The organism is Rahnella sp. Larv3_ips, assembly GCF_003697865.1.
Taxonomy (GTDB): Bacteria; Pseudomonadota; Gammaproteobacteria; order Enterobacterales; family Enterobacteriaceae; genus Rahnella; species Rahnella rivi.
In genome coordinates this window covers 265800-289046 of sequence record NZ_MJIB01000005.1, presented here as the reverse complement: position 1 = coordinate 289046, position 23247 = coordinate 265800, and the positions used below count along the sequence as shown (strand labels likewise).

Annotated in this window: 24 protein-coding genes and 1 pseudogene; 9 read left to right on the top strand and 16 right to left on the bottom strand. The window is 55.7% G+C overall.

Features of this window, described 5'->3' with window-relative positions; all coding sequences use genetic code 11:
* Positions 1 to 49: 49 nt before the first annotated feature.
* From ED901_RS10070 to ED901_RS10045, 6 genes are all read right to left on the bottom strand, one after another.
* Positions 50 to 388, bottom strand: coding sequence for a helix-turn-helix domain-containing protein (locus tag ED901_RS10070; protein WP_056778310.1), 339 nt, complete (start codon positions 386 to 388; stop codon positions 50 to 52).
* 261 nt (positions 389 to 649) lie between these two features.
* Complete coding sequence (locus ED901_RS10065) at positions 650 to 1864, bottom strand: MFS transporter (RefSeq protein ID WP_122095818.1); 1215 nt, start codon at positions 1862 to 1864, stop codon at positions 650 to 652.
* A gap of 242 nt (positions 1865 to 2106) precedes the next feature.
* The gene (locus ED901_RS10060; protein WP_056779142.1) at positions 2107 to 2364 is read right to left on the bottom strand and encodes a DUF1471 domain-containing protein; all 258 of its coding nucleotides are present in this window, start codon (positions 2362 to 2364) and stop codon (positions 2107 to 2109) included.
* Positions 2365 to 2514: 150 nt separating this feature from the next.
* The gene (locus ED901_RS10055; protein WP_056778321.1) at positions 2515 to 2772 is read right to left on the bottom strand and encodes a DUF1471 domain-containing protein; all 258 of its coding nucleotides are present in this window, start codon (positions 2770 to 2772) and stop codon (positions 2515 to 2517) included.
* Between the two features lie 167 nt (positions 2773 to 2939).
* On the bottom strand, positions 2940 to 3197 hold the full coding sequence (locus ED901_RS10050) for a YdgH/BhsA/McbA-like domain containing protein (protein WP_056778325.1): 258 nt from the start codon (positions 3195 to 3197) through the stop codon (positions 2940 to 2942).
* A 426-nt stretch (positions 3198 to 3623) separates the two neighbouring features.
* Positions 3624 to 3881, bottom strand: coding sequence for a hypothetical protein (locus ED901_RS10045; protein ID WP_122095817.1), 258 nt, complete (start codon positions 3879 to 3881; stop codon positions 3624 to 3626).
* A gap of 205 nt (positions 3882 to 4086) precedes the next feature.
* Between ED901_RS10045 and ED901_RS10040 the strand changes: the two genes are divergently transcribed.
* Together ED901_RS10040 and ED901_RS10035 are read left to right on the top strand one after the other, a co-directional pair.
* Positions 4087 to 4746, top strand: coding sequence for a TetR/AcrR family transcriptional regulator (locus ED901_RS10040; protein WP_122095816.1), 660 nt, complete (start codon positions 4087 to 4089; stop codon positions 4744 to 4746).
* Positions 4746 to 5627, top strand: coding sequence for an oxygenase MpaB family protein (locus ED901_RS10035; protein WP_056778336.1), 882 nt, complete (start codon positions 4746 to 4748; stop codon positions 5625 to 5627). The genes ED901_RS10040 and ED901_RS10035 overlap by 1 nt, the downstream gene beginning before the upstream one ends.
* A 3-nt stretch (positions 5628 to 5630) precedes the next feature.
* Here ED901_RS10035 and abgT read toward each other — a convergent pair whose 3' ends face one another.
* The 3 genes from abgT to ED901_RS10020 all read right to left on the bottom strand — a co-directional run bounded on the left by abgT (position 5631) and on the right by ED901_RS10020 (position 10018).
* Positions 5631 to 7154 carry a p-aminobenzoyl-glutamate transporter gene (gene abgT / locus ED901_RS10030; RefSeq protein ID WP_122095815.1) on the bottom strand — a complete coding sequence of 508 codons (1524 nt, stop codon included), beginning with the start codon at positions 7152 to 7154 and terminating at the stop codon, positions 5631 to 5633.
* A gap of 93 nt (positions 7155 to 7247) precedes the next feature.
* Complete coding sequence (locus ED901_RS10025) at positions 7248 to 8702, bottom strand: M20 family metallopeptidase (RefSeq protein WP_122095814.1); 1455 nt, start codon at positions 8700 to 8702, stop codon at positions 7248 to 7250.
* A complete protein-coding gene (locus tag ED901_RS10020) occupies positions 8702 to 10018 on the bottom strand; it encodes a M20 family metallo-hydrolase (RefSeq protein ID WP_122095813.1) in 1317 nt (438 codons plus the stop codon). Before ED901_RS10020 ends, ED901_RS10025 begins: the two co-directional genes overlap by 1 nt.
* Before the next feature lie 179 nt (positions 10019 to 10197).
* Between ED901_RS10020 and ED901_RS10015 the strand changes: the two genes are divergently transcribed.
* Both ED901_RS10015 and ED901_RS10010 read left to right on the top strand, forming a co-directional pair.
* Complete coding sequence (locus ED901_RS10015) at positions 10198 to 11094, top strand: LysR family transcriptional regulator (protein ID WP_056778350.1); 897 nt, start codon at positions 10198 to 10200, stop codon at positions 11092 to 11094.
* Between the two features lie 141 nt (positions 11095 to 11235).
* On the top strand, positions 11236 to 12342 hold the full coding sequence (locus ED901_RS10010; protein WP_122095812.1) for a suppressor of fused domain protein: 1107 nt from the start codon (positions 11236 to 11238) through the stop codon (positions 12340 to 12342).
* A gap of 723 nt (positions 12343 to 13065) precedes the next feature.
* On the opposite strand, the gene ED901_RS10005 is transcribed toward ED901_RS10010, so the two are convergent.
* Complete coding sequence (locus ED901_RS10005; RefSeq protein ID WP_122096108.1) at positions 13066 to 14562, bottom strand: MFS transporter; 1497 nt, start codon at positions 14560 to 14562, stop codon at positions 13066 to 13068.
* A gap of 399 nt (positions 14563 to 14961) precedes the next feature.
* Between ED901_RS10005 and ED901_RS10000 the strand changes: the two genes are divergently transcribed.
* The 4 genes from ED901_RS10000 to ED901_RS09985 are packed head-to-tail and all read left to right on the top strand — an operon-like array spanning position 14962 to position 18814.
* The gene (locus ED901_RS10000; RefSeq protein WP_371414303.1) at positions 14962 to 15876 is read left to right on the top strand and encodes an ABC transporter substrate-binding protein; all 915 of its coding nucleotides are present in this window, start codon (positions 14962 to 14964) and stop codon (positions 15874 to 15876) included.
* Between the two features lie 60 nt (positions 15877 to 15936).
* Entirely contained in the window at positions 15937 to 17106 is a 1170-nt protein-coding gene (locus ED901_RS09995) for an ABC transporter permease (protein ID WP_122095811.1), read from the top strand.
* Entirely contained in the window at positions 17103 to 18047 is a 945-nt protein-coding gene (locus ED901_RS09990; RefSeq protein WP_122095810.1) for an ABC transporter ATP-binding protein, read from the top strand. The genes ED901_RS09995 and ED901_RS09990 overlap by 4 nt, the downstream gene beginning before the upstream one ends.
* Positions 18044 to 18814, top strand: a complete 771-nt coding sequence (locus ED901_RS09985) for an ABC transporter permease (protein ID WP_122095809.1) — start codon at positions 18044 to 18046, stop codon at positions 18812 to 18814. The genes ED901_RS09990 and ED901_RS09985 overlap by 4 nt, the downstream gene beginning before the upstream one ends.
* 63 nt (positions 18815 to 18877) lie before the next feature.
* Here ED901_RS09985 and ED901_RS25600 read toward each other — a convergent pair.
* A pseudogene (locus ED901_RS25600) lies at positions 18878 to 18979 on the bottom strand (hypothetical protein); the annotation flags it as partial.
* 223 nt (positions 18980 to 19202) lie between these two features.
* Here ED901_RS25600 and yedA point away from each other — a divergent pair.
* Entirely contained in the window at positions 19203 to 20117 is a 915-nt protein-coding gene (gene yedA / locus ED901_RS09980; protein ID WP_122095808.1) for a drug/metabolite exporter YedA, read from the top strand.
* Between the two features lie 50 nt (positions 20118 to 20167).
* On the opposite strand, the gene ED901_RS09975 is transcribed toward yedA, so the two are convergent.
* The 5 genes from ED901_RS09975 to ED901_RS25375 all read right to left on the bottom strand — a co-directional run.
* Positions 20168 to 20716, bottom strand: a complete 549-nt coding sequence (locus ED901_RS09975; protein ID WP_056778373.1) for a DUF3833 domain-containing protein — start codon at positions 20714 to 20716, stop codon at positions 20168 to 20170.
* Positions 20717 to 20738: 22 nt separating this feature from the next.
* Positions 20739 to 21266 (bottom strand): hypothetical protein, encoded by a 528-nt coding sequence (locus tag ED901_RS09970; protein WP_122095807.1) that lies wholly within the window; start codon positions 21264 to 21266, stop codon positions 20739 to 20741.
* Complete coding sequence (locus tag ED901_RS09965; protein ID WP_122095806.1) at positions 21263 to 21754, bottom strand: DUF2878 domain-containing protein; 492 nt, start codon at positions 21752 to 21754, stop codon at positions 21263 to 21265. The genes ED901_RS09970 and ED901_RS09965 overlap by 4 nt, the downstream gene beginning before the upstream one ends.
* Positions 21751 to 22983, bottom strand: coding sequence for a cyclopropane-fatty-acyl-phospholipid synthase family protein (locus ED901_RS09960; protein ID WP_122095805.1), 1233 nt, complete (start codon positions 22981 to 22983; stop codon positions 21751 to 21753). Before ED901_RS09960 ends, ED901_RS09965 begins: the two co-directional genes overlap by 4 nt.
* Before the next feature lie 2 nt (positions 22984 to 22985).
* A partial coding sequence (locus ED901_RS25375; protein ID WP_240993909.1) for a DUF1365 family protein occupies positions 22986 to 23247 on the bottom strand: 262 nt, incomplete at its 5' end.

The window sequence follows — 23247 nt, the reverse complement described above, 5'->3', positions numbered from 1 at the left end:
ATGAAGAAGGCAGGGAGAGATCTCTGCCTTTTGTATTTTGTGATGCTCATTATTCAACCACCAATTTCACCTGTTTTCCGGCCAGACTCAGCATCAGAATCAGGGCATCCAGGGTAAATTTATCGGTTTTTTTGTTCACTACGTCGGAAACCCGCGGGCGGGAAACCTGGAGCACTTTAGCGGCATCGCTCTGACGTAGATTTTGCATCGTTATCCAGCTGCCAATCTCAGTCATCAGTTGTTCTTTAAGCGCAATGGTCTGTGCGATTTTAGCTTGCGAATCCGCATGTAAACGTTGCGCTTCTTCTTCGCTGAAGCCTAAATCAGCAAAAACATTGCCGTCCGCCGGGGTGATATGGCGTGAAGCGATATCAATCTTTTCTTTCATTTTCTCTCCTTTGACGTTCCCGGACTATCTCAGCGTATCGTGCTTTGCCAGTCGATATTTTTAATCACCGCCACTTTCCTTGTGTATAAAATTTTATACCTAAACATCCCTCACGCCAACACCTTTATATGACGGCAGGGGCGGTGAGGGAGAAAGCGGAGATGTTTTTTGCGCGATGCGCCGTAACAAATGGGGTTATGCCGATCTAAAAATGAAAAAAGGCAGGGAGAGATCTCTGCCTTTTGTGTTTTGTGATGCTAATTACGCCCGGTAGCGCCAGAGCAGAAGGGCGACACCGGCCAGACTGGTGAGTGAAACGCTATAAAGCGCTGTTGCGGCACCGGCATTTTCTGCCAGATATCCGGCAATGCCGGTAGCGATAGCGGCAATAAACACCTGTCCGCGCCAGGCGAGTGCGCTGGCCCGCGCAACATCCGCGTCCTGAAAATGTCTCAGTACGCCAAACGTCCCCAATGCAAACACCACGTTCGAGGCCAGATGCGCAACGAAGATGAGCGCCAGTGCGGCAAGCGGCCATAAGGCAACGTGCGGTAACAGAAAATATCCGCCCAGAAACAGCGTAAGACATAACAAAAGCCGCAGATTGCTGGCGCCGTAATGCCGCAGTTTATCTGCATTGAGCAGCAGCGGGCCGCAAAGTTGCCCCAGACTGCGCGCAAACAACAACGGCAGCGCCAGACTGGCCGTATCCTGCGGTTGCATTTGTTGCGCCAGAACCGGTAACAATGCCATCGCCGGAGAACCCACCGCCGCGAGTGCCGGTAGCAGCAAGACGCTTCGTTTTTGCAAAGGCGTAAACGTTTTCCAGTGTAATGGCGGTTTCGCATCCGTTTCTGGCGGAGCAGCAGTGGGGGAACACGTTTTGAAGAGGGCTAATGATCCGGCCAGCAGAGCCGCAGAGGCTGCAAAACTCAGTGCATCCAGGGCCAGCAGGCTAAGCGGTGAAAACAGATCAAACAGCAAAATGCCCAATCCGGTGCCAAGCAACACCTGCGCCGAAAAAATCAGTGTTTCAAGCGCCGTGGCCGCCGGCAGTTCTTCGGTGCTAAGTCCGCGTTTGAACAACAGTGTCAGCGCCGGATAACTCATCCCGCTAAATAAAGCCTCCGCAGACTGAACGGCCAGCAGTGCCGGGATATTATGAGTAAGCACACCATACAGCGGCATTATCAGGGCCAGCATACCGAGTAATTCACACAGGATCAGAATGCGCAGCGGTGATATTTTCCGGCAAAGTCTTTCGCCCCAGACACTGCCGAAAAAACCGGGCAGCGTTGCGAGCATATACGCGAGTGTCAGTGTCGCGGGCGAGGCCTGCCAGCGCAGCAGCTGACCAAAAACCACCACCTGCGTCAGACCATTTCCGAGCGAGGATAAAATAAAGGCACAACCCAGCAGACGCAGCCAGCGGTGACTGCGTAATGCGCGTATCAGCGCATGCAATAACGAATTCATGAATGAGATTCTCATCTGAAATAACAGAAACCCCCGTATTGCCTGGAGGCAACAGGGATATAAAAACTGTCAGCGATGAGAATTCGTTACATTGGAATGAAGAACCTGAATGGAAACGTAAGACAAAAATGTAGCACAAAAAGAAGGGGATGAAAGCGTGTGAAGTGATTTGTCGGATCGCAGGCATGAAAAAGGCGGCAAACGCCGCCTCTTCTGCTTACTGCCTGTTTATACCATCAGACTTATTTGTACAGCTCAGCTGTACCGTACAGATGATTGTCGCCTGAAGCACCGATGATGCGGTAAGAGCTTGCACCGGCTTCGCTGGCTTTAGCACTCAGTTTGTTCTGCAGGCTGGTCAGGCTGTTGCCTGCTGTTGCGCTGACAACACCGATTGCTTGCTGATCTGCTGGTGCAGACTGAACTTCAGTCGCTGCCAGTGTTGAGAATGAAGCGGTAGCCAGTGCGAGAGCGGCGAGAGTCATAGTGATGTTTTTCATAATATTTTCCTCAATTCGTTTTTTAAGCTTTGCCCGGCGTTGTCACCAACGTTCATTTATTGTGCAAAGCTGTCTTCTGTCCGATTTAGCATTTAAGTTATTAATGGATAATTTAAATGCTGATTACCCTGGTGCTAAGGTCCTGCGTGCTTATTTATACAGCTCAGCAGTACCGTAAAGATGGTTGTCACCGGAAGCACCAATGATGCGGTAAGAACTTGCACCGGCTTCGCTGGCTTTCGCGTTCAGCTTGTTCTGCAGGCTGGTCAGGCTGTTACCGGACGTGGCGCTAACCACACCAATGGCTTGCTGACCTGCCGGAGCAGACTGAACTTCAGTCGCGGCCAGGGTGGAGAAAGAGGCGGTAGCAAGGGCGATTGCCGCGAATGTCATAGTGATGTTTTTCATGATGTCTTCCTTTTGATTCTGTTTATCAGCAGATGATTATTCAGTCCGACGTTATTAATTAACGTTCGATAAGTAAATCTTAGACCTGGATCACATTCTGCGCAACTTATTTATTTATTAATCGTTAACTAATTGTGCGGAACAATCTGCTAACGCGTTCATCATTCTTATTTGTAGATCTCAGCAGTGCCGTACAGATGGTTGTCACCGGAAGCACCGATGATGCGGTATGAACTTGCACCGGCTTCAGTGGCTTTTGCATTCAGTTTTGACTGCAGGGTACTCAGGTCACCATTAGATGAGGCACTGATGGTACCGACGACTTGCTGGGAAGCGGGTGCCGACTGAACTTCCGTTGCTGCCAGTGTTGAGAAAGACGCGGTAGCGAGTGTCAGTGCTGCGATGCTCATTGCGATAGTTTTCATGATGTTTAATCCTGTGCGTTATTTTTTGGTCGGGGCCACTTGTTCAGAGGCCTCAGTTTTCAGGTCAACGTTATTTATTAGTTAACGTTCGATAAGTAAATGTTAGAGGTTGGCGACAGTTTGTGCAAGATGTTTTTTTAATGAGCGTTAACTTATTGTGCTGTGACAGAGATCACACGAAAAGGCCGGTTTGTTTGGTTTTCGTTAATTTTATGTTTTTAAACTACTTCCCCGCACGAATGAAAACTGCTTATCCAATTTTGTGCTGAATGAATCATTAATGATCGCTAGGTTAATGGTTGGTTCTGACGGGGGAGGGTGTTAAAACTGGGGGCGTTCTTACCGTGAAGAGTAAAAGATAAGGCGACCAGGGCCGCCTTATCGTGATTCCTGCGCTGAGAGTCAGTCGTCAGTCGCCCGGTTCTTCTAATAGTAGATAGAAGCGGGTGTATGACCAGAGGCTGACGGGGCAGGTGGCTGAGTCGGAGAAGTTGAAATACGGCCTTGTGAGGTTTTTTTACTCACATAGGTACCGGGTTTGCAGTAATTACTGTCCCCGGTCACATTGACCATGGCCACTTCCTGACTCAGTAAAGGCATCATGATAACCTGCTGTGCGGCAACATTGGCAACCGGGACAGCGGTTAAAGCCATAACTGCAAGAAGGATTTTAAGATTACTCATGATGTTACGTCCTGGGTGTGTTACGTGTAAAAACGCTTATAGCTTGTGCAGCTTTGCGGGTTTGAGTGATTTTCTTATCGCTCGATAATTAAATGATAATCTCCGCTGGACTTGTGCGCAACTATTTTTAATAATGATCGTTAAGTTATTTTTATAACGATTAGTTTTAACAACCATAATCACAATGGTGATGGAAGGAGGGTGTATGAGCACTGAACAGACGGCTTTGGTCCGGAAAAGTCGCGGTCGCCCAAAACAGTTTGACCGTGGAACTGCTCTGAGCAAGGCCTTGAATTTATTCTGGCGCCACGGCTATGAGGCCACGTCGCTGGCGGATCTGGTCGAAGCGACAGGTGCAAAAGCGCCCACGCTGTATGCCGAATTCGGTAATAAAGAAGGGCTATTTCGCGCAGCCGTTGAACATTATCTGACTAACTTTTACGAAAAGAGCTCATGTTTATTGAGCAAAACAGATTTGTCCGTCGAAGAAACCATCGGCCAGTATCTGCGGGCTATCGCGGAGCTGTTTACAGACTGCGACACGCCGAGCGGCTGCTTTATGATCAGCGCCTCGTCCGGGATGTCTTCATCCTCTGCGGATATCGCAGAAATGCTGCGCGCACGCCATCTCTCTCAGGAACGCTCATTGTTTGAGTTCTTTGAGAAAAGAAAACAGGCTGGCGAAATGGCCTCTGTGACTGACAGCGCCCTGCTGGCGAAATACCTCGCCTGTACGATTCAGGGCTTCTCGGTTCAGGCACGCGATGGCGCCTCTTCCGCCCAGTTGAATCAGCTGATCGACGTGGTCATGAACATCTGGCCGCAGCTGAGCAGGGCAACGGTAATCAGCACTGCCGCGCATTGATGAGTCCTGATGCATGGGTAAGAAAGAGAATTGAACGCCAGGTGCTGAGTCTTTCGGGCCTGGCATCCGGTGGTATCGATTTTGAACATCCGCCGGGCGATCCGGGGCTGTTTGGCCCGGAAAGCGTGACCTGGCGGGTGCATGGCGATTTTACTTCTATGCTGTGCGGCGGCGTCAGCGCCTTGCTGTTGCAGATGCTTCATCCGCTGGCGCTTGCCGGTGTCTGGGATCACTCCTCATTTCGTGAAGACATGCTTGGCCGCTTGCGGCGCACCAGCCAGTTTGTTTCCTGCACCACTTTCGGACCGACGCGCGATGCCAATGCGTTAATCGAAAAAGTAAAATCCATTCATTTACGCGTGACCGGTACGGATGCTTTTGGCACGCCATATGCCGCCAGTGACCCGCAGTTGCTGGTCTGGGTACACGTCACCGAAGCCTACAGTTTTCTGCAATCCCATCTTCGTTACCGCAATCCGGCACTCAGTCTGGACGATCAGAATCGTTATTATCAGGAATTCGCCCGTGTGGCGGAAAGTCTGGGTTCTGCCAACGTTCCGGACAGCGTGGCAGCCGTGGAGGCTTATCTGCAGGCCATGCGCCCGCAGTTACGCTGTGATGAACGCACGCGGGAAGTGGTGAGATTGTTGCAAAATGCCCCCGCCCCAAGCCGTCTGGCAAAGCCGGTTGGCAGCCTGATGATTCAGGCGGGCATAGAATTATTACCTGACTGGGCGGCCAGGCAACTGGGTATTTCCATTTTCAGGCCGAAACGTCAAATGTTGCGTTTCGCCATCCGCCGCATTGCCAGCGTGCTGCGCTGGGCGGTAAGAAACGGCTCATGGCACCGCGCCATGCGCCGTATGGGACGCCTTAACTGAGCGTTACAGATGCGGATACACACCCGGTCCAATCGGTAAACCGAGCAGATACCAGCCCACCAGCATCAGCAGCCACACCACGAAAAACACAATCGGATACGGCAGCACCAGCGAATAATAGGTGCCGAGTTTCGCCTCTTTGATGTACCGCTGGAGGAATCCGAGGAACAGCGGCACAAACGGCGACATCGGCGCAAGCGGGATCACGGAAGAATCTGCCACGCGGAACACGATTTGCGCGAACGCCGGGTGGAAGCCGAGCAGCATAAACATCGGCACAAAAATCGGAGCCAGAATCGACCAGATGGCCGAGCCGCTGGCGATAAACATGCACAGCAACGCCGAGAGGAAAATCAGCCCGAGGAAAGCCGGAATGCCGGTCATGCCCAGATTTTCCAGCACATCCGTCAGCCCGATCGCCATGAATTTCCCCATGTTGCTCCAGTTAAAAAATGCCACAAACTGGGAGAGCGGGAACACCATCACAATAAAACCGGCCATCGATTTCATCGGATCCACCAGCAGATCCGGCACGTCACTGGCGCTGCGAATTTGCTTTGTCACCATGCCGTAAGGCACGGAAATCACGAAGAAGAACAAAATGATCAACGGCACGATGCCCTGAATAAAGGGCGAAGGAATGATGCCACCGGTTTTCGGATTGCGCAGCGGTGCGGCCTCAGGCACCACCAGCAACGCCACCAGCGCGATAAACACCAGCGCCGCAATTCCGCTCGCCATCAGGCCGCGGTTCTGTTCCGGCGTCAGCTTTTTCATCTCTTCATTGCGCTCGCCCTGATACACCGGCAGGCGCGGTTCGACGAATTTATCCGTCAGAACGGCGCCGACAATGGTCAACAGGATCACCGACGCTGCCATAAAGTACCAGTTGTCGATCACGCTGACCTGCACCGCCGGATTAATGGCTTTCGCCGCTTCGGTACTCAGGCCGGAGAGCAACACATCGGTGGTCACAATCAGCAGATTGGCGGTAAAACCGCAGCCGACCCCGGCAATGGCGGCCAGCAAACCGGCCACCGGATGACGCCCGACCGCGAGGAAAATCAGCGCGCCCAGCGGCGGCATCACCACCAGCGCGGCGTCGGAAGAAATGTGGCTGAAGAAGGCGATAAAAATCACCATATAACTGGCGTAACGGGCATTCACTTTGGACGCCATTTTGTACATCAGGCTTTGCAGCAGCCCGACACGTTCCGCCAGCCCGGCACCGATCACCAGCGCCAGTATCGAACCCAGCGGGGTAAATCCGCTGAAATTCTTGATGACGTTTGGCAAAATCCACTGAATGCCTTCCACGCTCAGCAAATTTTTAACCTGGATGATTTCGCCGTTGCTCGGATTTACCGCCGTAATATTCAGCCATGAAATCACCGCACTCGCGACCATCAGCACGGCAATCAGATACACAAACAATAAAAACGGATTGGGAATTTTATTACCCACACGTTCAACCCACTGGAGAAATCCTCCCGGACTCTGGCCGGAATCTTGCGCCTGAATACTCATCTGTTAACCCTCTGTCGTGTTTGTCTTTTTTTATATTTATGCCGCTCATGCGTGCCGGAACGGGGCGCGCATGAGCGGGTTCCTGCTCATGATTTACTTCAATGGCGAAGGTTTTACGCCCGCCGGGATCGGGCAGTGATACGGACGCCGTGCGCGTTGTGCGTCGCGCTCTTTCTGGCAGGCTGCCAGTAAATCCGGCTGAGTAAACAGGTCTATGGCGGTGGATGACATGACTTTTGCCGCCAGACACATGCCTTTATGGGCGATGGAGGTGCGCCCCTGGGAGACAATCTGCCAGGTATGCAGCGGCGAACCGACCGCAAAACACGGGCTGAAACACTGCGCGGTGGGGACCAGCCAGCTGACATCGCCGACATCCGTTGAGCCGTAGAGGATATTGCCGTTCGGGGCATACGGCGCAACGGCGTCTGTCAGCGGGGAATGGCGCAGGGTTTCGGCGAACGCCACGCCTTCTGCGCCGCTGGTACGGGAAATATTCAGCAGATTATTATCGATATCCTGATCGCTCAGCGTGGCGTGAATCGACGCCGCAAACGCCCGCTCTTCGGCGGTGTAATGCGGCGTGCCGAAAGCCTGCACGTACTGATACATCGCGCTTTCCAGCGTACGGTTTGGCACATAGTTGGAGCAGGCTTTATCGAAACGCATCGACATCTGTGTGCCGGTCATCAGCGCCGCGCCTTTGGCGATATCCACCACGCGCTCGAAAATCGCCTGCGCCTGATCCATCTGCGGTGCGCGCACCAGATACAGCACCTCGGCATCGGCCTGCACCACGTTTGGCGAAATCCCGCCTGCGTTGGTGATGGCGTAATGCAGGCGTGCCTCCTGAATAATGTGCTCGCGCAGGAAATTCGCCCCGGTATTCATCAGCGTCAGGGCGTCCAGCGCGCTGCGGCCGAGATGCGGCGCGGCGGCGGCGTGTGAGGACACGCCTTTAAAGCTGAACGATGCCTGAATATTGGCCAGCGTCTGGTTGCTGAACATGCCGCTGTAGGTTTCCGGGTGCCAGGTCAGCGCGGCATCGACATCATCAAACAGCCCTTCGCGGGCCATAAAGGTTTTGCCGGAACCGCCTTCTTCGCCGGGACAGCCGTAAAAACGCACCGTGCCCTGAATGTTTTCGCGCTCCATCCAGGCTTTCACCGCCAGCGCGCCGCCGAGTGCAGCGGTGCCCAGCAGATTATGGCCGCAACCGTGGCCGTTACCGTTTTCCACCAGCGGCTGCGCCACGTCGCAACCGGCTTTCTGGCTTAAACCGGCCAGCGCATCGAATTCGCCGAGCAGGGCGATCACCGGTTTGCCGCTGCCAAAACGGGCAATGAACGCGGTGTCCATGCCGCCGACGCCGCGCTCAACGACAAATCCGCTGGCTTCCAGTGTGTCGGCCAGCAATGCCGAGGAGAACGATTCTGCAAAGCGGGTTTCAGGGTGATCCCAGATGGCATCACTGATTTTCGCCAGCGCAGGTTGCTGGTTATCGATGAAATCATTGATAAAACTGACGATATTGTGTTGATCCGCCATCAGTTCCCTCCTTTGAATTCAGCGATGTTCAGCGCCAGCGCCGCCAGCGTTTTAATGCCCTGAATCATCACTTTTTCATCGAAATCAAACAGTTCATTGTGATGGCCTGCGCTCAGATCGGTGCCGAAAATCACGTAAGAGGCTTCGCCGCCGCGTGATTTAACCCGCTCCATCATATAGGTGGCGTCTTCCGAACCGGCCGCGCCTTCCTGACGGTCAATGATTTGTTCGAACTCGCCGAGTTTTTCCGCCTGACGGTGGATGTAATTCACCCACGCTGGCGTTGGCGTGCTGCTTTGCGCCGCGCCCATCAGTCTGATGTCGAATTTCACCTGATGCATTTCGGCTGCGCCGGAAATCACTTTCAGCGCCTGCTGATAAATAAATTCGTTCACCTCATTGGTCGTGCCGCGCGTTTCCACTTTCATCGTGGCGCTGGAAGGCACCACGTTACGCCCGGTACCGGCCTGTAAAACGCCGACATTGATGCGTGAATCACCGCCGCTGTGGCGCGGGATCGCGTGTAACCCAAGCGTTGCCTGCGCCGCTGCCAGCAGGGCGTTACGGCCGTCTTCCGGTTTGCCGCCGGCGTGCGACGCGACGCCGGTGAAATGCACGTCCAGCTTGGTGGTCGCCATAAAGGTATCGTTACCGCAAACGATGTGATTCGCCGGTACGCCGGTGCCGATATGCACGGCGGTGAAATACTGCACGTCGTCCACCACGCCTGCTTCCACCATGGATTTCGCGCCGCGCGTGCCTTCTTCGGCAGGCTGGAAAATCAGTTTGATGGTGCCGCAGAGCTGGTCGCGCATCTGCATCAGTACCTCCGCCAGCCCGAGGCCGATGGTGGTGTGACCGTCGTGGCCGCAGGCGTGCATCATGCCGTTATTGGCGGACGCAAACCCTTCGCGGAACGGACGATGCCCTTCTTCCAGCACCTCACACAAATCCAGCGCGTCCATATCGACACGAAAACCCATCACCGGGCCGGGACGCCCGGTGTTCAGCGTGGCGACAATGCCGGTGAAACCGCCGGAAAAATGCGGCATCCAGCGGGCAATCGCCCCCTGTTCCAGCGCGCGCTGTTCCTGTTCGGCTAATACGGCGGCGGAGGGCAGACCCATCCGCGACTGCGCGTCGATCACCTCTTTGCCCAGTTGCAGCGAATAGCCGAGCTTTTCGAGACGATCGGCCACCAGCGTGGAAGTACGGAATTCCAGCCAGCCGGATTCGGCATATTTGTGCAAATCACGGCGTTGCTTTTGCAGGGAAGGGAACAGCTGTTCTACGCGTTCAGAAATCTCATTTACCATCACGGACTCTCTTATTTTCTCAGACATGCAGGCTTTCTGCGGCGGGAGGCAGAAAGGAGGAAACCTAAATCTGGAGGGGACTTGCCGGCCTTAGATGATTTTCAATGTACATAAAGCAATCAGGGCATATAAGATGCCAAAATCTTCTTAGTGATAATCAGGGGTTATCAAAGAATCTCATGCCATCACAAATTAAAATGCATCAACTGAGGGCGTTTGTGTCGGTCGCGCGTCATGGCAGTATTCGTGCCGCGAGCCGGATGATGAATCTTTCTCAGCCCGCACTGACCAAATCCATTAAAGAGCTGGAAGAAAGTCTCGGGGCAAGATTGTTTATCCGCCGCCGTCAGGGGGTGACGCTGACCGACTGTGGCGAGGGGTTTTTCAAGCGCGCAAGCCTGATTCTGGAAGAGCTGCGGGTGGCGCAGGAGGATATTACCCAGCGTCTGGGCGGCACCAGCGGCAGGGTGAATATCGGGGTCGGTGCCAGCATTGCGCGCACCGTTATGCCGGAAGTGATTGACCGTTTTCACCGCGAATTCCCCAATGTGAAGGTGCGCATCGCCGAAGGACAGCTGGTGTCGATGATCCCAGAGTTGCGGCAAGGCGAGCTGGATTTCACCGTCAATACCTATTATCAGGGCCCCTTTGATAACGAACTGTTATATGAAAAGCTTATGGATAAAGAGTATCGCGTGGTCGCACGGCGCGGGCATCCGATGCAAAACGCACGTTCAATGAAAGAGCTCTTGCACTGCGACTGGACCTTGCCCACCCCGCGCGGCAGTTACTACAAACTGCTCAGCGAAGTGTTCAGTGAAATGGACGCGGAGCCCAATATCAGCGTGATTTGCGAGACGTTTATGTCCTGCACCAGCCTTATCGCCAAAACGGATTTCCTCAGCGTGTTGTCGGTGGATGTGATAAGCGACCCGGTGATTGGTCAGAGTCTGGTGGCGCTGGATCTGGATGTTCCGCTGCCCACGGCGACCTTTTATCTGATTCAGCGGCGCGACACGACGCTCACCCCGATGTCGGCACATCTGGCGCAACTGTTTCGTCTGTATTGCCGTTAACCGCCTAATTTTGTGAAAAAAGCGCGTGTTTCGATGATTTATCGGGGATTTTTGGGAATATTGCCCGTTATCGGGCTTGCTTATACGTTCTACACTGGCCATCACAGGGAATAATAAGCTTCCTAATATTGCCGAGGTCATATGCGCCAGTCCGACATTGTTGCTGAAGTCAGTAACGACAAACAAACCCTGACCGCGCTGGTCGAGCAGGACAACCGCGTGGTGTATTTCTATATATTCGCCCGCGAGGATTTGCGCGACCGTTTTCCGAAAATGCGTGCCTGCTGGGTGCGTAACCTGGTGCCTGCGCCGTTAAACGATGACACGCAGGCGATGGAGCACGGCATATCGCCGATGCTGGCGGCGCAATACTGCCGCAATCTGGAGGGCGAAGCGCCGCTGGATCCGTCGCAGATCCAGATCTTATGGAACGAAAGTGATGACGGTGCCGCGTTGTGGTATCAGGGTTTGCTGCTGGCGGTGATCCCCGGCTGGAGTTTGTATATCGATCATTCGGTGTGTTATTCCGCCGGCTGTATCAAAGAGAACCCGCTGACTTTCCCGCTGGGTTCTGCCTCAACCAACACGCAGTGCGAACTGGCGGAAAAAACCCGTCTGTTCTGGCGCGACTGGCAAAATGAGTTCAGCAATCCCTGGCCGAAAATCCAGCGCAAGCTGCTGGAATCTTACGAAGACCGTTTTGGCCCCTCACTGAAATACTATCTGATCAATCAGGGCAGCTGGCCGCCGATGGCGATTTCCCAGCATGAGGATGACGAGAATTACTATTTCTTCACCGTGGGCATGAGCATCCGCCCGATGCCGCAAATCGATATTATTTTCAACGATGAAGCCGAAAAGCACCGTCGTATCGAACTGGCTTTTTCGGTCGGTAAAGAGTACGTCAGCGAAGAAAATGCCGTGCAGATGGCAAGCGCACTTTCCGGTTATGCGCAGGTGCCCTGGACCACCCTGAGCTGGCTCGGTGAAGGCCACACGCTGATGTCACCGATGGCCCCGATGGGTTTCGAAGGCCACGTGATCTCCTCTGCCTTGTGCGGACCTGCCGACAAAATGCGTCTGCCGAAAATTTACGGCGACCCGGTGAATCAGTTTTGGGTATCCCCGGTATTTACCAGCGAAATGGAGTTTGCCCAGAGTAAACCGAATGGTGGATTCGAGCTGGTGGCGGCGATGATCGAAAGTGGCGTGGGGTATGTTTTTGCGCCTAGAAGCGCGGTCATTTGATGCGTTGAGTTAGCCGCTCAACACTGGCTTTAAGGTCAAGACCGTGGGCTCGCCGCCCACACTGGCCCAAAGGACGCGTAAGCGCGCGCCCTCTGGACTCCCGCGCTTTTTTCACTGCGCGCTCCGCTCGCTGGCTATGTTTCAGGTACCGCAGCGATAGCCGCAAAATCCCGCCGCTGCGCGGTGCCCTTCGTTCGGGCTACAACCCGCGCAAAAAGACGCGCGGTTTTGCGCCTCTCCTCCGGCGGTATTTTGGAACCGGCCTCAGGCTTTTACTTCACAACCTCACTGATTTTGATTTGAAAAGCCAACGGGAATGGGTTTTGAATTTAAGATCGTGCGGGCGATTCAGAAATCTTGCCTCCGGCGGAATTTTGGAACCGGCCTCAGGCTATTACTTCACAACCTCACTGATTTTGATTTGAAAAGCCAATGGGTTTTGAATTTAAGATCGTGCGGGCGAATCAGAAATCTTGCTGAGTGAGAGGTTGCAGACCAGAGGCTGCAAACCCGAAACGAAGGCACCGCGCAGCGGCAAGATTTCCAGCCTGACGCCGTGGTAACTGAAACATAGCCAGCGAGCGGAGCGCGTGTTGAAAAAGCGGGGAGAGATCCAAGAGAGGGAAAGCACTTCCCTCTCTTGGGCGGTTTCGGCGCAGCGCGATAAGTGATCACCGCACGTAAGAAACCGAAATTTTCTCGTTCTGAACTGATTAAGCCGCCTTAATGCCCGGCTTCGGCATTAAAATCCTCAGCATCCACGTCATACCCCGAGGGTTCCCACCGTATCGCGGTCAGCACGATCAATCCGGCCAGCGGTGCTAACGCGATCACCCAGAATACGCCGGTGCCCAGTGCCGCAGAAAGTACCGGGAACAGGAACAGGGAAAGCGTTGAGCTGGCGCGCATCAGCGTCTGGTTGAAGCCGACGCCCATGCCGCGCAGGGAAGTCGGATAACTCAGCGAGGCAAAAGTCATGGTGTGCGAGCCGGGTCCGAAACCCTGACCGAACAGGAATAATGCCAGCATAGCGATGGAGATCGCCGCTTCACCGCCGTCTGCCGGGCGGCCCACCAGCGCGAGGCCGATCATCGCCACCAGCTGGCAGGCGTAACCGGCGTACGTCATTTTCCATGCGCCAAATTTCGACACGTAACGCACCGCAATCAGGCCGCCGACGAAGGCGAAGCACAGGTTCAGACCGAGTGAGAACAAAATGGTGCTGATCATCGACTGTTGCAGGAAGCTCGATAAAATCACCGGCAGCCCGAACGCCACGGCGTTATAAGCAAACGACGAAGCCACGGCGGTGACGGTCGCCAGCACTGTGCGGCGCAGGTAAATGCCCTGCAACAGCGTGCCGTAGTTGCGCCATGCGGCTTTGCGCACTTTTACCTGCGGCGTTTTATCCGCATCGTCGGCAACAACGGCATTGATGTTATAAGACTTGCGCAGGATAGCCGCCGCACCTTGCAGGTCGCCCTGATTGGCCGCCCACACCGGCGATTCATTCATATAACGGTGGCGGATGGCGATAATCAGAATGGCAGGCACCGCGCCGAAACCGAGGATCAGACGCCATAACCAGTCGGTGTGCGTGGCGGGCAGCACCGCATACAGCAGCAGCACCAGCAGATAGGAGACGCTGATGGCGGCGTACCACGTCGGGCACCACATCGCCACGCGCGAGGCTTTATTGCCGCGCCCCTGCAGTTTTGAGAACTCCGCCAGAAACGCCATCGCCACCGGCAAATCGATGCCCACGCCCAGCCCCATCACAAAACGCGAGCCGCCCAGCACCCATTCATTTGGCGCAAACGCACAGGCCAGCGCCGCAATCACGAAGAAGAACATATCGGCCATGAACACGCGATAACGGCCAATTTTGTCGGTCAGATAACCACCGAACAGTGCGCCGACAATCGCCCCGAAGGTGATCGCTGAGGCCACAAAGCCTGCGCCGGAAGGCGTCAGCCCGAACTGGCGGGTGATATCTTTCATGCCGAAGGCCAGCGCGCCGAGATCGTAAGCGTCGAGGAAAACGCCGCCCAGTGCGATGGCAATCACCACGCGCGCGTCGCTGAGTTTCGCGGCGCCGCGGTTAACTAACTGCGTAATATCGGAGGCGGAACGGATCACCACCGGTTGATCAGACGCCGCATCCGCCGCGCCGGAGTACCCTGAAGAGGCGGCGGGAGAGGCCGCAATAGAATCAGACATGGTTTTGTTTACGCTTTTTGACAAAAAAACCAGCATAGAGGCGACGTGATGCCGGTCACAAGTCCTGATTACCCGAGACATCACATCAAATGGCTATAACTTAAAACAAAGCGATCTAAGCCTGGGCTTAAAACCCCCTCATCAGTTCGTCTTCCGCCTTCTGCACGCTGTGCCAGCCGGCATTATCCATTTCGCAGATTAGCTGTGCAGCAATACGCATTTCCCAGGCCGGTTGCGCCCTGCTTTTATACCTCACCATCAGACCCCTTACCCAAAATTGAACTATCCTTGTCAGCACGCTGTTTTCACTGATGAAAGCTAATTTGCCAGACCGTCGCCCGGCGACATACACCCAAAAAATCAAAAAGAGGACTTACCATGACTGCAAAAACAGGGCGGATGCGGGGAATGACCGCAGCATTGCTGGCGCTGTCGGCAATGAGTTTCACCGCACATGCGGCGGATGAGACGGTGCGCGTGGGGTCGAAAATTGATACCGAAGGATCGCTGCTCGGCAACATCATTATTCAGGTGCTGGAAGCTAACGGCATCAAGACCACCAACAAGCTGCAACTGGGTACGACCAAAGTGGTGCGCGGCGCGATCTCTGCCGGTGAAATTGATATCTACCCGGAATACACCGGTAACGGTGCTTTCTTCTTCTCAGACGAAAAAGACCCGGCGTGGAAAAATGCGCAGGCCGGTTTCGACAAAGTGAAAAAGCTCGATTACGACCAGAATAAAATCGTCTGGCTGGATCCGTCCCCGGCGAACAATACCTGGACCATCGCGGTGCGTAACGATCTGGCGAGTGCGCATGGCCTGAAATCACTGGCTGATCTGGGTAAATACATCAGCTCCGGCGGGGATTTTAAACTGGCGGCGTCGGCAGAATTTATCGAACGTCCTGATGCGTTACCGGCGTTTGAAAATGCCTACGGCTTCAAGCTGAATCAGGCACAGCTGCTGTCACTGGCGGGCGGCGATACGGCGGTCACTATCAAAGCCGCAGCGGAAAAAACCTCCGGTGTGAATGCGGCGATGGCTTACGGTACTGACGGCCCGGTGGCCGCACTCGGCCTGCAAACGCTGGAGGATCCGAAAGGCGTTCAGCCGATTTATGCACCTGCGCCGATCATCCGTGAGGCCGCGCTGAAAGCCCATCCGAACATTCCGGCGCTGCTGAAACCGGTCTTCGCTTCGCTGGATACTAAAACGCTGCAAACGCTGAATGCGAAAATCGCGGTCGGCGGGCTGGATGCGAAGAAAGTCGCGGCGAAGTATTTGCAGGAAAAGGGTTTCGTTAAAAAATAATCGGGCAGTGACGCCCAGAGCACGGCCTGCGGGTCGTGCTCTCCGGACTCAGGTACTGTTTTGACTCATCATTCATTCGTCAAAAACCGCGTGCTGCTGACGCTGGTTTTGCTGCTTTTGCTGGCCGGTTATGGCCTGGCATTTCTCAGCCATGCGCCGAACCGGCTGGTGTCGGGGCAGGGCATTTCATTAGTGACGCTGCTGCACGGCACCTCCACGCTGATTTTGCTGCCCGCGCTGTTACTGCTGGCGGCGGCCTTCCTCACGTTATACGGAAAACATCACCTGCTGGTGATGTTGCTGGCGGAAATTCTGCTGGCGGCGCTGGTGTGGCTGGCCGGGCACAGCGCAGTGCAACTGACCGGTGGCGATGAGGACAGCATTGCGCGCACGTCGCTCGGCGGCGGTTTCTGGGCTGCCTCGGCGCTGTGTCTGCTGATCGCCTCTGACGCCATCTCCCGGTTTACCCGCAACCACAGCCTGCGGATTGTGCTCAACGTCCAGATGATATTGCCGGTAGTGTTGCTGCTGGCGTACGGCCAGCTGGCCGAACTTTCTTTGTTAAAAGAATACGACAACCGCTCCGACGTGTTTAACGACGCCTTGTGGCAGCATCTGGGCATTTTGTCCGGCACGCTGCTGCCTGCGGTGCTGATCGGCCTGCCGGTTGGTTTGTTCTGCCACCGCTCACCGCGCTGGCGCGGCGCTGTGCTGTCGGTGCTCAATATCATTCAGACCGTGCCGTCGATCGCCCTGTTTGGCCTGCTGCTTGCGCCACTGGCCGGGCTTGCGAAAGCGCTGCCGTGGCTGGCGGAACATGGCATCAGCGGTATCGGGCTGGCACCGGCGATTATCGCGCTGGTGCTGTATTCGCTGCTGCCGCTGGTGCGCGGCGTGATCGCCGGGCTGGATTCGGTGCCGGAAGCGGTGATCGAGTCGGCGCGCGGCATGGGCATGAACCGGGTTCAGATATTTTTCCGCGTACAACTGCCCATTGCTTTGCCGGTCATCCTCACCGGCATCCGCATTGTTGCGGTGCAAACGGTGGGCATGGCGATGGTCGCGGCGCTGATCGGCGCGGGTGGCCTCGGTGCCATTATGTTCCAGGGATTACTCAGCAGCGCACTGGATCTGGTGCTGCTTGGCGTCATCCCGGCGGTGCTGATGGCGGTGGTCGTCGACAGCCTGTTTAAATTCGCAGTCTCACTTTTGGAAACTTCACGCAGATGATTCATTTCAAGCAGGTTAGCAAACACTTTGCCGGAAAAGCGGTCGTGCGCGATCTCACGCTGGAAATGGCCAAAGGCGAATTCACGGTGCTGATCGGTACGTCCGGTTCCGGAAAATCCACCACGCTAAAAATGATTAACCGGCTGGTGGAGCACGACCGGGGGGAAATTTTATTTGCCGGTGAACCGATAGAAAAATTCCGCGCGCAGGATCTGCGCCGCCGGATGGGCTATGCGATCCAGTCGATTGGCCTGTTCCCGCACTGGACGGTCGAGGAGAATATCGCCACGGTGCCGCAACTGCTGAAATGGCCGAAGGCGAAAATCCGCGACCGCGTGACCGAATTGTTGTCGCTGCTCAATCTCGATCCGAAACAGTTTCGTCAGCGTTATCCGCATCAGCTTTCCGGCGGGCAACAACAGCGCGTCGGCGTGGCGCGTGCGCTGGCGTCTGACCCGGAAGTGCTGCTGATGGATGAACCTTTCGGCGCGCTTGACCCGGTGACCCGCGCCACGTTGCAGGAAGAAGTGGCGCGCATCCATAAAATGACCCACCGCACTATTGTGCTGGTGACTCATGATATTGATGAAGCGCTGACGCTGGCCGACCGCATTGTGCTGCTTAACGACGGGCAGGTGGTGCAACAGGGAACGCCGCTGGAGTTGCTGACCAAACCGGCGACGCCGTTCGTGCGCGATTTCTTTGGCGGCAGCGACATGGGCATTCGTCTGCTGTCGTTGCAGGATGTCAGTTCGCGCACCCGCCACGGCGAGCACTATTCCGGCAGCCAGAAACCGCTGCGGGCGTCGATGAGCCTGAGTCAGGCGTTGTCTGCGTTTGTCGCGCAGCAGGCTGCGCAGCTGCCGGTGGTGGATGAGCAGGGGCAACCGGTCGGCGTGTTGCATTTTGCCGATCTCACCGCGCAAAGGAGTGAGGCATGAAACGCGGTTTACGGCGGGTCATCACCGATCCCTTACCCTGGTTGTTCGCGTTATTGCTGGCGCTTATCTTCGGCATGACCTCGCTCGGTGGGGTGTTCCACTGGATGTTTCCGCAACTGAGCCGGCCGGTTTATCAGCAGGAAAGTTTTTCCTCTTTGGTGGCCGCACATCTGATGCTGGTCGGCATATCCAGCCTGATTGCGGTGGTGATCGGCGTGGCGGCGGGGGTTGGCGTTACGCGCCCGGCGGGAAAAGAATTTCGCTCTCTGGTGGAGACGTTGGTGGCGATGGGGCAGACCTTTCCGCCGGTGGCGGTGCTGGCCGTGGCGGTACCGGTAATGGGGTTCAGCGAAAAACCGGCGATTATCGCGCTGGTCCTTTACGGCTTGCTGCCGATATTGCAGGGAACCATTGCCGGTATTGAATCCGTGTCTGCCTCGGCGCGGGAAATTGCGCAGGGTGTCGGCATGAGCCGCTGGCAGATGTTGCGTAAAGTGGAGATTCCGCTGGCGGCGCCGGTGATCATCGCCGGGATCCGGACTTCCGTTATCATCAATATCGGCACCGCGGCGATTGCCTCGACGGTCGGCACATCGAGCCTCGGTTCACCGATCATCATCGGGCTGAGCGGCTTCAACACCGCCTATGTGTTGCAGGGGGCGGCGATCGTCGCGCTGCTGGCGATTTGCGTGGATATGCTGTTTGAACGCTGGAGCCGCTGGTTACACCGCTGGCAGCAGCGGTCAGCAGACGAATCAGTTCGCTGACGCAGAGGGTGGCGCAGGCACCACGGACGGGGCATCGTTATCGCTGACCGGTTTGGCGTCATCCTGAATAACCACGGCGTAGCCTGCAACCATCACGCCACCGATCGCGCCAATTGCCATCAGACCAAACAATGCGATAAATAATTTTTTGCCAAGCGAGTTCATGTGCAGTACCTCAGAAAATGAGTCGGGAATTATAAATTGTTTCGTTACCCCTGCAACACACTATTCATGCGGCGATTACTTTATCGCTGATCTCAGCGCATGTTTTGTCATATGCAGAAACTTTTTAGCAACATTTTGATGCGATCGCACAGATTTCCTTGCCGTTAATCAGGGCAATAGCGTTAACTGTCTGCCTTCGTTATCACGCTAATAAGTTACTCTTATGCCTTCAGTCTCCCGTTCCTTGCTGCCGTTAATCGCTGCTTTGTTTGCGCTGTATTTTATCTGGGGTTCTACCTATTTTGTGATCCGCGTCGGTGTGGAAAGCTGGCCGCCGCTGATGATGGCCGGGCTGCGTTTCTTTCTCGCCGGCTGTGTGATGTTCACTTTTCTGCTGCTGCGCGGGCATAAGTTCCCCGGTCTGAAACAGTGGCTGGCCGCCGGTGCGGTGGGTATTTTGCTGCTCTCGGTGGGCAATGGTCTGGTGACCGTCGCAGAACATATGCAGGTGCCGTCCGGCATTGCGGCGGTCATGGTGGCGACCGTGCCCCTGTTTACGCTGTGCTTTAGCCGCCTGTGGGGGATGCCGAACAGCCGTCTGGAATGGACCGGCGTGGGCATTGGCCTGTTCGGGATTGTGCTGCTCAATACCGGCAGCAATCTGGGGGGCAATCCGTGGGGCGCGGCGCTGATTCTGCTGGCCTCGATAAGCTGGGCATTCGGTTCAGTGTGGAGTTCGCGTCTGCCGCTGCCAGCAGGCCTGATGGCCGGTGCGGCGGAGATGATTGTCGCCGGCGTGGTGTTGCTGATCGCCAGCCAGTTAAACGGCGAGCACCTGGCCGCCACGCCTTCGCTGCACGGCTTTCTGGCGCTCGGTTATCTGATTGTGTTCGGCTCGATGATCGCCATCAGTGCGTACATGTTCCTGCTAAAAACCGTACGTCCGGCCCTCGCCACCAGCTATGCCTACGTCAACCCGATCGTCGCCGTTCTGCTCGGCATTGGTTTCGCCGGTGAATCCCTGTCACCGGTCGAATGGGTCGCGCTGGGGATTATCCTGTGCGCGGTGCTGCTGGTCACGCTGGGGAAATTTGTCTTCGGACGAAGGAAATCGGTCATTAAGGAAGTGAAGGTTTAACCGAAAGTCGATGTGTTTTACTTCTCCCCTGTGCAGGGGAGGGGGCAGACCTATTTCTTCTCAAAGAACAACGTCACCCGCGCCACTTCTACACCGAATTTTTTCAGCGAGGTGACGTTAAACAGGTGCTGTTCATCCTGCTGGTAAATCCAGTCATCGAACGTCAGGCGGTAGGTGCTGCCGCCTGATTTGACGTCCATCACGTAGTTCCAGTTAAACGCATTGCCCGCCGACTGGCCTTTTGCGGTGCCGATGATGTCGCCGGCGGTGCCGGTGTAAGTGCCGTCAGCCAGTTTGCGGATGTGCCAGACGCGGGTCTGTTTCTCGCCATCGTCATAGACAAAATCTTCATGCAGCGTCAGCGTGTCGGCAACCACATCGCCGCGAATTTTCACCGCAAAACGCCGCGTTTGTTTGTGCGTGTAATCCTGCACCATGCCGTATGCCACGCTGTCACCGCTGAAATAAGTGAAAATATCCAGCTTCGGTTGTGTCTGTGCGTAATCTTTGATGTCGGCGCTGCAACTGGTGAGTAACAGCACGCAGGCTGTCATCAGACCGAGAAAACCTTTGCGCAGAACAGAGCGGGAAACTGTCATAAAACCTCCGGTCGGATGAACCTTAATCTGACGCCGATGCGCCGATGAGCTTGCTGCGTAAATCAGGATACTGCGTGGCGGGAGAGAGCCAGATCGCCAGAAACGCATCGCGAAACGCCGGGCTGAAGGTTTCGCCGACGGGCGCTGTCATCACGCTGTTGGGGGCGCGGCTGTAAAACTGACCGCCTTTTTCAGTGGCGAGAAAGACGATCTGGCTGCCATTACTGACATCCGGCCAGGTCTTTTCAACGGCTTCCAGCCAGCCATTTTTTTGCGCCTCACTGTCCATGCCCAGTTTTTGCCACTGTTCTTCAGTGGCTTTGGTCAGCTCCTCGCGATCTATGCTGCGCAGATAATCAATAACCAGTGCCTGCGGCCATTTTTGCGCCTCATATTTCCCCCCCGGTGTCAGTAATGAGGAGTGATAAACCTCGAACGGCCCCCAGGTTAAGGTGGCGCGGCCAACCTGTTGCCACTGCGCCCAGGGCGTGGAGGCAAACGCAGAGAAGGAAAGCATCAGTGCCAGTGCTGCTGTTAACATACGTCTCATGGTTTTCTCCTGTGCAGTAAAACCGGCAGGCTGATAAGTGGCAGGAACACCGCCCAGCCCGCCGCCATCAGCAACCAGACGTGAGCGGGTGAGGCGAGAAGTTCCATCGCCCCCAGACGCATACCGATGAAATACGCCAGCGGGCCGCTGAGCGCGCCGAGCGGGATCAGCCAGTACCAGGCGAACTGTAAATAGCCCAGAAGCCACAACCACCACGCGCTGAAACCCAGCCACAGCGCCATCATCCAAGGCGGGACGCCGGTCGAACCGGTGAACTCAAACAGCCCGAGAATGCACCAGACAGAATCAAGAATAATGCCCAGCGTGCAGGCCACCGCCACCCATAACCGGCGGCGGGAGGGTGTAAACGCCAGCATCAGAAAGCTGCTGATCAGCAGAAAAACAATAACGCGTTCGCGCCCCCACACGGCCAGTGTCCACCAGGCATCAAAGCCCAGCGTCAGCAGCCAGAAGCGCAGGGTGCTCATGCGCGCCGCTCGGCGATAAGCTGCACGGTGCTGATGGTGCGGGCGCGGAATCCGGCCTCGCAGTAGCACAGATAAAACAGCCACAGGCGGCGGAAACGTTCGTCCTGCGCGCCGTCCAGCTGGGCATTCCAGTAACGTTGTACGCGTTCACGCCATTCATGCAACGTGCGGGCATAATCGAAACCAATGTCGAACAGATCGCGTACCACCAGGCCGGTGCAGCGGGTCATGGTGTCGTTCATGGCGGTGATGGAAGGTAAAAAACCGCCGGGAAACACATAACGCTGAATGAAATCGACGTTGCGGCTGTAAGAGGCATAACGCTGATCGGCAATGGTGATCGCCTGAATGGCCATGCGGCCGTTCGGCTTGAGCAGGGCGTTGCAGCGTTTGAAAAAGGTTTTGAGGTAGCGTTTGCCGACCGCTTCGATCATCTCTATCGACACCAGTTTGTCGAACTGCCCGCGCAGCGCGCGATAGTCTTCAAACAGCACGGTGACGCGATCGGTCAGACCGGCCTTTTCGATGCGCTCGCAGGCATAGTCGTACTGCTCGCGGGAAATCGTGGTGGTGGTGACCTGACAGCCATATTCACGGGCGGCGAATTCCGCCATGGCTCCCCAGCCGGTACCGATTTCCAGCAGGTGATCCCCTGCATGCAGGTGCAGCTGATCGCACAGGCGACGCATTTTTGCTTCCTGCGCCTGTTCCAGCGTCATCTGCGGTTCCTGATACCAGGCTGACGAATAGAGCATTTTCTCATCGAGAAAACCCTGGTAAAAATCGTTGCCCAGATCGTAATGGGCAGAAATATTTTTGCGCGCCTGCGACGGACTGTTGCGGCGGAAAAAGTGGATCAGGCCGTTAAGCGGCGCGGTGACCCAGCTCAGGCGGGCCTCGAGCTTATCAACCAGTTTGAGGTTTTCCGCCAGCAGTTGCAGCACGGTGGTCAGATTGGGCGTCGTCCAGTCGCCGTCAATATAACTTTCTCCCGCCGCAATGCTGCCGCCGAGCAAAACACGGCGGTAGGCGCGCAGGTTGTGTACTTCGATTTCCCCCTGCAGCGGCGCCGTCGGGTCACCAAAAAACAGCGAATTCTCGCCTGCTTCCCGCAGGGTCAGACCGGCACCATGCAGCTGTTTTAACACGCCGAGGATCAGTGCGCGTGCAGCCTTGCTGCGCCGGTTCGTCGCCCCTTCGCGGGTGAGTTGCACTTCGGGTTGGCTCATGATCAGTCCTTATCAACAGGAGGATGAGAATAAACAGGTGCCCGTTTCAGCCACAGTTTTACCGCCTGCCAGTAAATGGTCAGGGCAGTTTTCGCGGTCATCAGGGGCAGTCGCCACAGTTGCTTACGCAGCGCCTCACGGGTCAGCGGCAGCGCCCTGAGCGACAGGGCAGCATCGAATTCACGTTCTTTGCGGTGATTTTCGATAGTGATGTGTAACTCTTTTCCGGGGGGTGTCAGACGCCAGTGATAGACCATGTCCATC